Origin of the sequence: Saccharopolyspora sp. 6M, assembly GCF_020176775.1 — a bacterium.
GTDB classification, from domain to species: Bacteria; Actinomycetota; Actinomycetes; order Mycobacteriales; family Pseudonocardiaceae; genus Saccharopolyspora_C; species Saccharopolyspora_C gregorii.
The window spans coordinates 1-12,476 of record NZ_JAIUJZ010000127.1 but is presented as its reverse complement, the minus strand read 5'-3'; the positions used below and the strand labels follow the sequence as shown (position 1 = coordinate 12,476).

The following is a 12,476-nucleotide window of genomic DNA, read 5'->3' as shown; positions in this document are numbered from 1 at the left end:
GCGTCACCGGCTTTCGAGCGCCCGCTCGCGGGCACCGTCGACGAAGGCGGCGATGCCGTTGAGCGACACCATGACGTTGCCGAGCAGCTCGTCCTCCTCGAACTGCACGCCGTAGCGCTCCTCGATGTGCGCCATCAGCGAGATGTAGCCGAAGGAGTCGAGGATCCCGGCCTTGAACAGGTCGGTGTCCTCGGTGGTCTCGGCGTCGAACTCGAACAGGAACTGCTCTTCGAGGTAGTCCTTCAACTCGTCCTTCATCGCGGTCCTCCGCATCGTCGTCGTGGTCGTCCCGGAACCGGCCGCTACGCGGCGAACGCGGAACCGGCGATCCGGGCCAGCGCGGGCCACTGCTCCCGGATGAAGAAGTGGCCGCCGGGGAACCGGTGGGTGCGCAGCGGCCGGGTGCTCTCCCGCTGCCAGGCGCCGAGGTCGTCCCCGGTGAACCACTCGTCCTCGCCGCTGAGCGCGGTGATGGGCACGTCCAGCGGTGGCACCCGCGGGTGCCGGTAGGCGCCGAGCGCGGTGAAGTCGGCGCGCAGGATGCGCTCGTAGAACGCCATCAGGTCCGCGTGCTCGCGCAGTTCGGCGGGCAGTCCGCCGAGGCGGTCCAGGTGTGCCCAGAACTCGGCGGTGGGCAGCCGCCAGGTGTCGCGCTCCCGGCTGGGGATGGACGGCCCGCTCTCGCCGGAGACGAGCAGGTGCGCGGGCTCGGGCAGGCCTTCGTCCCGGATCCGGTGGCACAGCAGGAAGGCGAGCCGCGCGCCGAGGCTGTGCCCGTACAGCGCGTACGGCCGGTCCAGCCGGTCGCGCAACTGCGCCAGCAGGTCTTCGACGATGGCGCCGGGGTCGGCCAGCAGCGGTTCGGAGATCCGGGCGCCGTGCCCGGGCCGTTCCAGCACCGCCACGTCCAGGTCGGTGCGCTCGGCGAGCCCGGCGTAGGCGCGTTCGTCGCCACCGGCGTAGGCGACGCAGAACAGCCGGGGCCGCGGTTCCGCGGCTTCCGGGGTGGCCTCGATCTGGCGGACCATGCGGGTGAGCACCTGGGTGTCGCCGACTTCCCGGCAGTCGTCCAGCGTGGTGTGCCGCAGCAGGTAGCGGACGCTGTCGAGCCAGCGCACCGACCCGGCGATCTGCTCGCTGATGGTGGCGGCGAGGTCCCGCTCGGCGTAGGGGCGGGCGGTGAGGTTGGCGATGACGGTGGCGCGCAGCGGCGCGAACCGGAATCCCTTGAGGAACGCGGCGAACTCGTCGCGGGCGGGTGCCATGTGCCGGGAGTGGAAGGCGGCGGAGACCTTCAGCCGCGCGACCCGCACGTCCTGCTCGCCGAGGACCTGCTGCGCGCGCTCGATCCGCTCCCGCGCCCCGGAGAGCACCAGCTGCGCATCGGTGTTGATGTTCGCGAGGTCCAGGTCGGTGAGCCCGTGCTCCACGAGCAGCGCGCGCAGTTCGGCGCGCGAGGTGCCCAGCACGGCGAGCATCGCACCACCATCGGCGCGGGACATCAGCTCACCGCGCTTGAGCACCAGCTTCAGCCCGGTCTCGAAGTCGAAGGCACCGGCCGCGTGCAGCGCGTTGTACTCGCCGAGGCTGTGCCCCAGCAGGTAATCCCCTGCCGGCGCACCGCGTTCCAGCGAGTCCACGTAGGACAACGCGTTCACCACGTACAGCGCGGGCTGGGTGCAGCGGGTGTCGTCCAGGCGACCGTCCGGGTTCCGCGCGCACAGCTCGGGCAGGTCGTAGCCGAGCACGTCGCAGGCGCGGGCGGTGAGCTCGGGGTGGCGCTCGAACAGCTCGGCGCCCATCCCGGTGCGCTGCGAGCCCTGGCCGGGGAACAGCACCGCGCTCACGCCGCCTCCACCACGCGGGTCCGGTGCACCGGCTCGGCTGTTCGCATCACGCGCCTCCTGAATGAGCGATCACCCCGATCGGGATCAATCTGGAGACCACGCTAGAGACGGCGCGGAACCACTCGCAATCTTCAGAACCACCATTCCGGCACGTCTAAGGAAATCACCAGGCGCACTTCTAGGGAAATCACCAGCAACTCCGCCGAATCGCCCGGAGACCACCGGCCGCCCGAGCTTCGCGCCTTCTCGGAGCACCGGGACCGGCGGAGAGCGCCTGCCGGCTCCCGAGCCTCCGGCGGACGGGCCCGCGGCAGGGGGCGACCCCGCTCACCTGCGCCCGTTTCCGCGCGGGGCGGCGGAATCCGGATGCGCACCGCGGTTCCGGCCCACCGCCCGCGACGCGCGACCCGGAGATCTCCGCCCATTCGGGCCCGCGGCATTCCCGGACCGGGACGAGGTGAGGATCGCACGTTCCGGGTGCGCCGATCCCAGGAGCGACCGGGCTCGATCAGCGGGCGGGCACAATTGCGGTCGAATCGCCCTACCGGCGGCGACACCGACCTTTTCCGCTCTCCAATTCCTTTCCATCCCAGGACCGGCCGAAACCGGCGGACGAGACCGTCGCGCCGAATGGAGCCGTCGCGGACTCGGCCGAACGGCCGCGGCGAACGGGAAATGAAGATCACAGGAAGATCCCGCAGCGAGACCATTCCGTTCCGGTAATCGTGAGCAACGGCCATCGTCGCTGGAAGCGCTTCCGGCGACGCTCGGTCATCCGATGTTCCCGGCACCGATCCCCGCGGTCTCCGCAGTTCACGGCGCCGAGAGGGGCGCGTTGGCAGCGCGGTCCGGGCTTGCTACCGTCGATCGAGGTCGCATTCCGGAACGCACTCAGCGAGGAGTGCACCTGGATTCTCCGCTTCGCCGAGCGGAAAACCGATGGCCCCACCGGCCGCAGGAGCGACGCGTCCCGCGGCACTCCGCTCGCCGATGGTCCCCTGACTCCCCGTCGTACCCCTTCCTGCCCGGAGGACAGCCCGTGAGTTCCGGTCCGCCGGACGAGCCGCCGCGCCGAGCGGCCGGACGCTTCCGGGTGCCGCCGCGCGGGAACGACGCCCGCCGCCGGAGCCGGTGCACCGCCGGTGCGGGTTGGCGCCACGACCTGCCCGCGCACGCCCGGTGCGCCCGTCCGACCCGCGCAGCGGCCTGCCGCGCTCCCGCGAGCTCACTCCCCGGAGGAACACCACATGATCGTCGAACTGCACCTGCTCCAGTCCGTCCCGGCCACCGAGCTCGGCCGGGACGAGGGGGAAGGGCCGCGGCGCGCGACCTTCGGCAACGTCGCGCGCGAGCAGCTCCCCTCCCGGTACCTGCGCCGGTCGGCGCGCGCCCTGCTGGCCGAGCAGGACCTGGCCCTCGCCTCCGCCGGCGTCTCCACCCGGCGGCTGATCGCCGACGCGGGACGCTGGATCGACGCGGCGAGCTGCGCCGACGATCCCGGCGCGGACACCGGGGACCTGGTGCGGGAGGCGTTCTACGAACTGGGCCTCGGCCTCGCGAGCGGCGAGCTGACCCCGTCGGTGGCGTTCACCGCGGACCGGGCGGGTGAGCGCCTCGCCCGGTTCTGCCTGGAGAACCGCGAGGACTACGCCGACCGCGCCACCCGCCGCAAGAAGATCATCGCCAACGCGGCGGATCCCGAGCAGGCGCGGCAGGACGAACTGGCGCTGGCGAACGTGAAGACTGCCGCGCAGCAGCGGGAGGCCGCCGAGCGCGTGCTCGCCCCCCGGCAGGCGATCGACGTGGCTCTGTTCGGCGGCACGATCTCCGACGAGGACGAGTTCACCGCCGAACCCGCCTGCGAAGTCGCCGACGCCCTGTCCACCCACGCCGCCGGGACCACCGCGGAGTCCGCGGAGCTCGCGGCGGCCTGCTACTACCGCTACGCCCGCCTGGACCTGGCGAAGCTCACCGCGAACCTCGGCGGGGACCGCGCCCAGGCCGAACGGGCCGCGCACGGCTGGCTGCGGGCGCTGGTGCGCGCCGTCCCCGATGCGCGCCCGAACGAGACCGCCGCCCGCACCCTGCCGGAGGTGGTGTTCGCGGTGGTGCGCGAGCACGGCTCCTGGAACCTGGTCAACGCGTTCCTCGACCCCATCGCCGGCGCCGCTCCGCTGGCCGGCTCGGCGCGGCGGCTCGTGGAGTACTTCGGCCAGGTCCGCGCCTTCTACGACACCGGCGAGATCCGCGAGGTCCTCGGCGCCTCGGTCACCGGGGAGCTGCCGCTGGAACGCACCCGGCAGCCCGCCACCCTCGACGACCTCGCCACCCGAGCCATCACCGCGGCCCTGGGCTGACGGCTCACCGCAGCGGGCCGCCGGTGAGGTAGCGGGTGAGCATCGTGGTCAGCTCGTCCTCGAAGGCGGGGATGTCGATCGGGTCGGCCGACGAGATCAGCTGGTGCACCACGAGTTCCACAGTGGACACGACGAGCCGTGCCGCGGTCCGCGGATCGCCGACCCGCACCTCGGAGTACCGCGCGATGAGTTCGCGGGCGCGGGTGACGTGCTCCTGCTCCAGCCGCTCGATCTTCTCCAACAGCTCTCGCGACCGCGGCGCCTGCTCGAACATGACGCGCAGCAGCTTCGGGTCGTCCAGGTGGTTCGCGATGGCGGCCCGCACGAACCCGCGCACCTCTTCCTCGACGGAGGCCGGCCGCTGCGCGGCAAGGTGGGCTCGGGTCGCCGCGATGCCCTCGTCGAGGTGCTTGGTCAGCAGCTCAACCAGGATCGCGTCCTTGTTCGGGAAGTACTGGTAGAGCGAGCCGATCGAGATCCGGGCGCGCTCGGCGATCCGATTCGTGGTGCCCGCCGCGTAGCCGTGCTCGGTGAAAACGTGAGCAGCCGCGGTGAGGATGCGTTCCCTGGTGAGCTCCGCGCGCACCTGGCGCGGCGTCTTCCGAGGTCGCAGACGTCGTTCTCCGGAGCTCACGGAACCTCCCTGGGCAGGCGCGAAAGCGAGTGGCGCACGAACCGAACAATTGCTCATAATCATGGCACGACCTGCGAAGACATCGCCACCAGCGCTGCGGAAGGAGCCCCGGATGACGCTCGCTGGCACCCGGCCACGACGAGTACCGATGGCGGAGCTGCGCGCCCGGCTCGGCGAACCCGACGACGTGGTCAAGGCCCTCAAGGGCGGCGACCGGGTCGACGCGCACGCGCACCGGTTCATCGCGCACTCCCCGTACCTGTCGATGTCGACCTCGGACGCGCGGGGCCGCGCCGACTGCTCCCCGCGCGGCGACTACCCCGGGTTCGTGAAGGTCCTCGACGAGCGCACGCTCGCCATCCCGGACCGGCCGGGCAACAAGATCGCGGACTCGTTCCGCAACCTCGCCGAGAACGACGGCATCGGCCTGCTGTTCCTCGTGCCCGGCGTGGTGGAGGTGCTGCGCATCAACGGGAGCGGCTACCCCACCGACGATCCGGACGTGCTCGCCCGGATGCGCGTGGAGGGCAAGGAGGCGATGTTCGCGATCGTCGTGGAGGTGGAGCAGGTGTTCTTCCACTGCGGCCGCGCCCTGCTGCGCTCCCGGCTCTGGGACCCGGAGATCCAGTCCCTCGCCGCCGAGATCCCCTCCCCCGGCGAGATCGCCGCCGCCCAGTCCGGCCTCGGCATCGACCCCGCCCACCTGGAACACGAACTCCAGCAGGGCTACCGGCAGCTCTACTGACGTGGGGAACGGCCCACCCGGGGCGGGTGGGCCGCTCCGCTAGTCGGCTCGGAGCATCCGGCGTTCGCGCACGGCTTCGGTGACGGGATGGCGCGCGCCGTAGACGCGCTCGTGGTCGGCCAGCACCCAGTCGAGCAGTGCGGCGGCGCCCGCCGCATCCCCGCTGTCCCCGAGCGAGAGAGCGGCCAGTTCCCTGGTGCGCAGCGCGTCGGGATCGTCGGGTCCGGCGGTCGCGGCCCAGCCGAGCGCGGTCTCGCGGTACAGCTGTGCCGCGGCCGCCGCCTCCCCACCTCGAGCGCACCAGTAGGCGAGCCGCTCGTGCGCGGCGAGCTCCTGCGCGGTGCGCGGGCTCGGGCGCGGGCGCGGGTACCTCTCGACCAGGATTCCCCGCGCGGCGGCCAGCGACGCAGCGCCTGCCACGTCGCCGCTGTTGCCGCGGTGCTCCACGACGACGGACCAGGCGTCGAGCGGCCGCAGGTGCGTCGCCCCGAACAACGCGGTGCTCCGCTCCGCCCAGTCTTCGAACGCCTGCACCGCCTCGGCTCGGTCACCGGCAGCATCGAGGTTGATCGCGATGGACAGGCAGTGGTGCGCGATCTCGTTCCGATCAGGGTCACTGGTCATGTCCTTCAAGCCGAGGAGTCGGCGGTGCACCTCGGCTGCCGCGGCGTGGTTCCCGTTGCGGGCGTGCCAGCACGCGAGCCGGTCGAGCAACCGGATCACGTCCCGGTGACGGGCGCCGAGCAAGTCCTCCGCCACTGCGGTCGCTTCCAGGAGGGCCGACTCCGCTCCGGCGGGATCCCCGGCCAGTCCGTGCCATTCGGCCGCGACGCCTCGGGCGACCACGGCGTTGCCCGGGCCGCGATCGACCTCCAGGGCAGCGACGACCCCGTCGAGCGTGGCGGCCGCGGCGGCAGCGCTGCCAGGGGTCCCGCGGGTTCCCGGTGCGGGCTCGTCGAGGTCCGGATGGTCCGGACCGAACGCATCCACCCGGTCCACCGCGAGCCGGTCGAATTCGATCATCGCGCGGCGCGGATCGTCGGCCACGGCCCACATCTCCGCCAGGTCCCGGCGCACGCGCAGCGTGTCCGGGTGGGCCGCGCCGAGCACCCGTGTCGCGTTCCGTTCGAGCAACTCGAGGTCCGCCACCGCCGCCGCGGGGTCCGATGCCGCGCCGCAGATCGCCCGCAGGTGCCGGACGTCCAACGTCTCCGGGTGGTCCGGGCCCACGATGCTGCTGAGCCTGATCACCAGTTCGTCGTACGTGCGCCGGGCCGCGGCGAAGTCGCCCGCGGCGGCCCACGACTGCGCGGCCGAGTCCGCGGCCCAGATCGTGCTGGACGCGATCGGGCCGTGAACCCGCGCGTGGTCGGCCGCGAGCGCCGCGTACTGCTCCGCTGCGCCGAGCGCATCTCCGTTCGCGCGGCGCCACGTCGCCAGCGCCCCGTCCACGCCCAGCTTCGTCGGATCGTCGGCGTCGAGTGCGCGCGCGCAGTCCACTGCGAGCTCCTCGGCGAGTGCCACCGCGCCCGCGGCATCCCCGGCCCAGCCGGTCCAATCCACCAGTGCGTAGCGGGTGCGCAGCACGTCCGGGTGGTCCACCGCCTGGAAGGCGAGCTGTGCGTCCCGCACACGCCGGTACTCCGCCGCGGCCGCCGCCGGATCTCCGCCCCAGCCGCGGAACTGCGCGAGGCTCAGGTGGTACGGCGTCCGCCGCGGATCCTGTTCGTCGTACGCGGCGCGGACGTCGGCGAGCAGTGCGGCGCTGGTCCGCACCGCGTCCTCGGACCGGCCCGCGGCGGACTGCCACCAGGCCAGCTCGGCGCGGAGTTCGAACGAGGCCACCCCCGCCCAGTCGGCCTCGGTGGCGAGCCGCTCGGCCAGCGCGGTCAACCGGTCCGCCGCGGCGTGCGGGTCGCCGTTCTCCCCGAGCCGCACGGCCGCCTTCCGCTCGACGTGCACGGTCTGCACGTCCGCGGGGCCGACGGTGCGGGTGAGGTCGGACGCCAGCTGGTCGAGTTCCTGCTGCCCTCCCACCGGATCGCCGCACCAGCCCCGGAGGTACGCCGCGTGGTCGCGGGCCGCGAACGTCTGGTGGTGTTCCGCGCCGCATTCGCGCTCCAGCTCCCGGACCAACTCGTGCTGCGCGGCGAGCGAGCCTGCGCAATCACCCGACGTGCACCGCAGCCCCGCGATCTCCTGGGCCGCGAACACCGAATCGGCGTGGGGGGCGCGCAGCGCGCGGCGCAGCACCGGCAGCAGGCCCTCGAGCTCCATCAGCGCGCCGGTGGTGTCGAACCCCGACCGGAGCCGGGCGGCGTGCAGCCGAGCTCGCAGCGTGTCGGGGGCCGAGTGGCCGAGCGCGCGGGTGCGGTCGACGACCACCCGCGCCAGCAGCTCCAGATTCGCCGCCGGATCTCCTCCCGGCACGCCCGCGAGGTCTTCGCGGCAGTCCGCAGCGACCGGATGTTGCGTGCCGAGTGCCGCTTCCGCCCGGGTGATCAGCTCGCTGAGCTCCGCCCGCGCCCGGTCCGGGTCCCCGTGGGTGAGCACGCCGATCCGGTGGCGGTGCACCTGGATTTCGGTCGCGCCCGGTTCATCGGATTCCGGTGCTCGTTCGCTCAGCAGCGCGTCCCATTCGCCGTGCGCCGCCGCGGCATCGCCCAGCTCGTGCCGACGCTTCGCCACGTCCAGGGATGCCGCGACGGTGTCCGGATGCCCGGGCCCGAGCCGACGTGACCGGGAGTCGCGGGCGTGCGCGGCGACCTCCACCGCCGCGGCGGCGGCACCGAGTCCGTCGAGGACGTCGAGCAGCGCCTCCCGGCATTCGACGGTCTGGTCGTGGTCCGGTCCGGGTTCGATGTTCGCTGCGGTCAGCGCCGGTTCCAGGGCGGCACGAGTGGCTTCCGGATCACGATCTCGTTCCGCGTCCGCCATGGTGCGCAGCAACTTGGTCGAGAGGTCGTCGGGGCCGCGCAGGTCGGTGCACCGCGTCGCCATCCGGCGGAGGAAGTCCGCCTGGGCGGCGCCGAGCCCGTGGTCTCCGAGGCTCTGCACCACTTCCCCGACAGCGTCGTGCACCTCGGGCCGGATCAGGTGGTCTCCGAGACCGAGCAGGAACTCGATGTTGGCCCGGAACATCCGATGCCCGGCGGCGTCCGCGTCGGCGACGATCTCGACGAGGCCGTCGGCGATCGTGGTGACGACCGGGCCTCGCTCCGCCTCCGGCAGGTCCTCCCACCGGACGCGGCGCGTGCCCCGGTAGCACCGGATGATGTCTTGCTTCTCGGTGAGCAGCTCCAGGTCGCACAGGACGCGGAGTGCCGCCGACACGTCGTTCGGGCTCGGGTCCACATCGGAGTCCTGGCGCAGGTGGCGCAGCACGGGCTCGCTGGTGATGAGTTCGACCGGGACCCCGTGGTCGTCGATGGCGGACAGGAGATCCGCCAGCCGGCTCGCGAGCGGATCCGTGCGGCTCGCGAGCGCGAGCGCGCTGCGCGTGGGGAAGGCGCTCGGCGAGCCGCCTTCGGCCTGGAACCGCTCGAAGTACTCCTGGTGGCCGATCGGGTTCTGCCGGAGGTAGGCGGCGATCATCGCGAGCGCGAGCGGGTCGTCGCCCCACGTCCGGGAGACGGCCGACATGTCGTCGCTCGTACCGCCGGTTCCCCTCGCCGTCAGGTGCCGCTCCGGATCGATCGGCCCGGGCAGCTCGATCGTCGTGACGTCGGGCAGCACCTCGGCGATCTCGTCCGGTCCGATCCGCGACGTGGCGAGCACTCGACCACCCGCAGGCGGGACCAGTCCTTCGAGGACCTCCGGGCTCGCGATGTCGTGCAACACCACCACCCAGTGGGAAGCGGATGCCGTCAGGTGCTCCAGGAAGCGCACGGCGTCCCGCTCCGGGCCACGACCGGAGCGCAGCCCCAGTTTCGCCGCCGCCGTCGCGTAGGTGGACAGGATCGATTCACGCGATCCGGCCTCCACCCACACCAGCAGGTCCACCTTGCCGGTATTCCAGGCTCGCTCCACCTGGTCGACGACGGTGGCGGTCTTCCCGAATCCGTTGCCGTGGAACAGCGTCGTCCCCGTGGCCAGGAGTCCCGGCTCGTCCACCGCGACCATCGGCACGTACCCGACAGCCTCCGGTGGCACCGCGCCCACTCGCTCCCATTGGCCCAATACGAAAGAATTCGCGCGCGCGTCCATCATCTCGCTCAACACCACACCCACCGGTCGTTCGGAATCCGGTCGATCTTGCCAATCCGCGCCCCGGCGCGGGGGCGAACCCGCACGAGGAGACGCATGCCACGGTGAGCTCCGCGGGTCGGCGGCTGGTCCGCGCGCGCTGAAGGCGCCGGGACGGTGATACCGGAAGCTGTCCTGACCCGGGCACGTCACCCTGCCGGCGGCCCCGCCCCGCACGCGCGCGGCCTTGCGCGGGCCGAGATCACGCCGGGTGCGGACGGTCTCCCACCGGCTCGCCCGGCGCCGTCGGCAGCGCACCCGGTCGGCCCTGTCGTGCCGCACCTGCCGCCGACCATCATTCGAGCGGCACCGCTGGACGTCGGGACCGGCCCGATCGCGGCGGTCGCACGGCGGGGGGAACGATGTCGCGGCGCACGCACGACGACGGCTGGGTCGAGGACGAACTCCAGGACGGATCGCCGATCCGCTACCGGATCCACCTGGACCGGATCTCCGAGATACCTCCGGAAGCACTGCGCGTCCTGACCGATGCGGCCAGGAGCGAGGGCGTGGCGGTCGCCGACTACATCCGCCGCGTCGCCGAGATGCCGAAGCGGGAGCTGCACGTCCACCGAGATCGGATCAGACGCGGCGAAGGCGGCGACGGGCTGGCCCTGCGCTACGAGGCCTGGCTGGAAGCGCGCAGGACGGTCCACGGCGACATGCAGTTCCTGTCGAAGGGCGCGCAGCGCGGCGACCGGCCGTTCTGGCTCTGACCGAGACCCGCGGACGAAGATCGGCGACGCGCGCCGGAGCGGTGCGGCATGATCCACCGGTGTCGATCGGCGCATCGCCGTCAGAGTTTTCGGAGACCTTCCAGGACACGGGCGTAGAGGGTCGTCGTCAGGGCCGGATCGTGGTGGAGGTCGCCGGTCAGGTGGCGGACGTAGCCGGTGCGGGCTGGTTTCGCGAGATCGCCCGGGCAAGGCCGGTTCGGTGCGGATCGTGGTGGTGCCTTCATCCGGGTTCCCGGGATCGTTGGTGGGTTCTGGCCCAGTGACGGGCTTTTCGGGCCACGTCGTTGTCCAGGACGACGTCGCCGCCGCATTGCAGTGGTCCAAGGCGAAGGTCAGCCGCTTCGAGAACGCCGACCAGATCCCCGGCCCCGCCGAAGTCCTCGCGCTCGCCGCCATCTACGGCGTCAACGAGGCGGAACGGGACCAGTACGTCGCGCTATCGCTCCAACACGCCAGCGCGGCTGGTGGCAGAGCTACGGCGACAGCCTGGCGAACAACTTCAGCGAATACGTCGGACTCGATGCGGAAGCCGATCACGTCCACGAATTCGCCGTCGACCTGATCCCCGGATTGCTCCAAACCGAGGGTTACGCCAGCGCGCTCGCTTAAGCTTGGGTGCCGCGCGCAGACGACTCGGTGACCCGCGACCGTGCAAATCTCCGCACGGAGCGCCAGAAGGGGCTACTCGGGGACGACCCCGTGTCCGTGACAGCGGTGATCAACGAAGCCGCGTTGCGCCAGTTGGTGGGCGGCGCCGAGGTCATGCAGGAAAAACACGGACATCTCGTGGAGATGTCGACGCTGCCGAATGTTGAGATTCAGGTGTTGCCCTTCGCCGCCGGAGCAACACCGGCGATGGGATCGCCTTTCATCATCTTGAGCTTCGCTGAACCGGAAGACCCGAACATCGCCTTCTCCGAACACCTGACCGGATGCGTCCACGTGGCAGAACCAGCCGCAGTGGAGTCCGTATAGCCTGAACTTCGGCGCTCTACAGGACATTGCGCTGTCCCCGGAAGCATCGCAGGAGTTCATCCAGTCGATCGCCGGGGAGCTGCGAGCACGATAGGGAGCGGAGCATGGACGCCCCGGACTTCAGCCAGGCGACTTGGCGCAAGAGCACGAGGAGCAACGGCGGCGGCGCGGCGTGCGTCGAGATCGCCTCGGTCCCAGGGTTGACCGGCGTCCGGGACAGCAAGCTGGGCGACACCAGCCCGGTCCTGCCCTTCGGCGAAGCCACTTGGTCGACCTTCCTCACCTCGGTCAAGCTCGGCACCTTCGACCGCTGACGGCTCAAACCCATCCGGGGCCCCGGATGGGCATCGCCCTCTCGCGGCTCGGCTAGGCCGGGGCCACCGCCAGGAAACCAAGAGTCCTGCGCTCAGAGGAGTTCACGTGATCCGGTTGAACAGGCAGACCTCGGACGACTCCGGCCAAGCGGAAGCGGTGTGGCGCAAGAGTTCCCGCAGCGCCCCGAACGGCCAGTGCGTCGAAATCGCCGCACTCCCCGGCCGCACCGCCGTCCGCGACAGCAAACTCGGCGACCAGAGCCCGGTACTCCCCTTCACCACCCCGGCCTGGACCACCTTCCTCACCAACCTCAAAACAGGCACCTACGACCACTGATCACAACCCGCGCGGCCTCGGCACATGCGCCCACCACCGAACGAAAACGCGCACACCACCACCTAAACCCGCAGCTCAAGAAGGGTAAGCCCCGCGCACGCGGGGATGGTCCGTTCGTGGCGTCGGGTCGTTGGATGCCGATGCAGTAAGCCCCGCGCACGCGGGGATGGACCCCACGTCCTGCTCGGCGGGTCGTAGTGCAGTCCTTACTACTTGTAACAAAACTGATCTTGGTGGCACGGTGGTCGTAGGTTGGTCTTGTTGTCGTTGTGGAGGTGTCTGGTG

10 protein-coding genes and 1 pseudogene are annotated in these 12,476 nt (G+C 71.6%); 7 read left to right on the top strand and 4 right to left on the bottom strand.

What is annotated here, in order from left to right:
* Positions 1–3 precede the first annotated feature (3 nt).
* Together LCD31_RS17470 and fabD are read right to left on the bottom strand one after the other, a co-directional pair.
* Positions 4–258: an acyl carrier protein gene (locus LCD31_RS17470; protein WP_224959465.1), complete on the bottom strand. Its 255-nt coding sequence runs from the start codon at positions 256–258 to the stop codon at positions 4–6.
* A gap of 44 nt (positions 259–302) precedes the next feature.
* On the bottom strand, positions 303–1,847 hold the full coding sequence (gene fabD, locus LCD31_RS17465; RefSeq protein ID WP_224959463.1) for an ACP S-malonyltransferase: 1,545 nt from the start codon (positions 1,845–1,847) through the stop codon (positions 303–305).
* Between the two features lie 1,247 nt (positions 1,848–3,094).
* Here fabD and LCD31_RS17460 point away from each other — a divergent pair.
* The gene (locus LCD31_RS17460; protein ID WP_224959462.1) at positions 3,095–4,204 is read left to right on the top strand and encodes a type I-E CRISPR-associated protein Cas7/Cse4/CasC; all 1,110 of its coding nucleotides are present in this window, start codon (positions 3,095–3,097) and stop codon (positions 4,202–4,204) included.
* Between the two features lie 4 nt (positions 4,205–4,208).
* On the opposite strand, the gene LCD31_RS17455 is transcribed toward LCD31_RS17460, so the two are convergent.
* Complete coding sequence (locus tag LCD31_RS17455) at positions 4,209–4,838, bottom strand: TetR/AcrR family transcriptional regulator (protein WP_224959461.1); 630 nt, start codon at positions 4,836–4,838, stop codon at positions 4,209–4,211.
* A 112-nt stretch (positions 4,839–4,950) separates the two neighbouring features.
* On the opposite strand from LCD31_RS17455, the gene LCD31_RS17450 reads away from it, so the two are divergent.
* The gene (locus LCD31_RS17450) at positions 4,951–5,583 is read left to right on the top strand and encodes an MSMEG_1061 family FMN-dependent PPOX-type flavoprotein (protein WP_224959460.1); all 633 of its coding nucleotides are present in this window, start codon (positions 4,951–4,953) and stop codon (positions 5,581–5,583) included.
* 39 nt (positions 5,584–5,622) lie between these two features.
* Here the strand turns inward: LCD31_RS17450 and LCD31_RS17445 are convergent, their stop codons facing one another.
* Positions 5,623–9,735, bottom strand: a complete 4,113-nt coding sequence (locus LCD31_RS17445) for a tetratricopeptide repeat protein (RefSeq protein WP_224959459.1) — start codon at positions 9,733–9,735, stop codon at positions 5,623–5,625.
* 455 nt (positions 9,736–10,190) lie between these two features.
* On the opposite strand from LCD31_RS17445, the gene LCD31_RS17440 reads away from it, so the two are divergent.
* The 5 genes and pseudogenes from LCD31_RS17440 to LCD31_RS17420 all read left to right on the top strand — a co-directional run bounded on the left by LCD31_RS17440 (position 10,191) and on the right by LCD31_RS17420 (position 12,191).
* Positions 10,191–10,544, top strand: coding sequence for a hypothetical protein (locus LCD31_RS17440; RefSeq protein ID WP_224959458.1), 354 nt, complete (start codon positions 10,191–10,193; stop codon positions 10,542–10,544).
* Positions 10,545–10,764: 220 nt separating this feature from the next.
* Entirely contained in the window at positions 10,765–11,127 is a 363-nt protein-coding gene (locus tag LCD31_RS17435; RefSeq protein ID WP_224959457.1) for a helix-turn-helix transcriptional regulator, read from the top strand.
* Positions 11,052–11,540, top strand: a pseudogene (locus tag LCD31_RS17430) (DUF5753 domain-containing protein). The gene LCD31_RS17435 and the pseudogene LCD31_RS17430 overlap by 76 nt, the downstream one beginning before the upstream one ends.
* Positions 11,541–11,644: 104 nt before the next feature.
* The gene (locus LCD31_RS17425) at positions 11,645–11,854 is read left to right on the top strand and encodes a DUF397 domain-containing protein (protein ID WP_224959456.1); all 210 of its coding nucleotides are present in this window, start codon (positions 11,645–11,647) and stop codon (positions 11,852–11,854) included.
* 106 nt (positions 11,855–11,960) lie between these two features.
* Positions 11,961–12,191, top strand: a complete 231-nt coding sequence (locus tag LCD31_RS17420) for a DUF397 domain-containing protein (protein ID WP_224959454.1) — start codon at positions 11,961–11,963, stop codon at positions 12,189–12,191.
* The last annotated feature ends 285 nt before the right edge of the window (positions 12,192–12,476 follow it).

Excerpts from the sequence above, each read along its gene's own strand:
- LCD31_RS17425 (WP_224959456.1), top strand. The coding sequence starts at position 11,645 with ATGGACGCCCCGGACTTCAGCCAGGCGACTTGGCGCAAGAGCACGAGG.
- LCD31_RS17450 (WP_224959460.1), top strand. The coding sequence starts at position 4,951 with ATGACGCTCGCTGGCACCCGGCCACGACGAGTACCGATGGCGGAGCTG.
- LCD31_RS17460 (WP_224959462.1), top strand. The coding sequence starts at position 3,095 with ATGATCGTCGAACTGCACCTGCTCCAGTCCGTCCCGGCCACCGAGCTC.
- LCD31_RS17440 (WP_224959458.1), top strand. The coding sequence starts at position 10,191 with ATGTCGCGGCGCACGCACGACGACGGCTGGGTCGAGGACGAACTCCAG.
- LCD31_RS17470 (WP_224959465.1), bottom strand. The coding sequence starts at position 258 with ATGAAGGACGAGTTGAAGGACTACCTCGAAGAGCAGTTCCTGTTCGAG.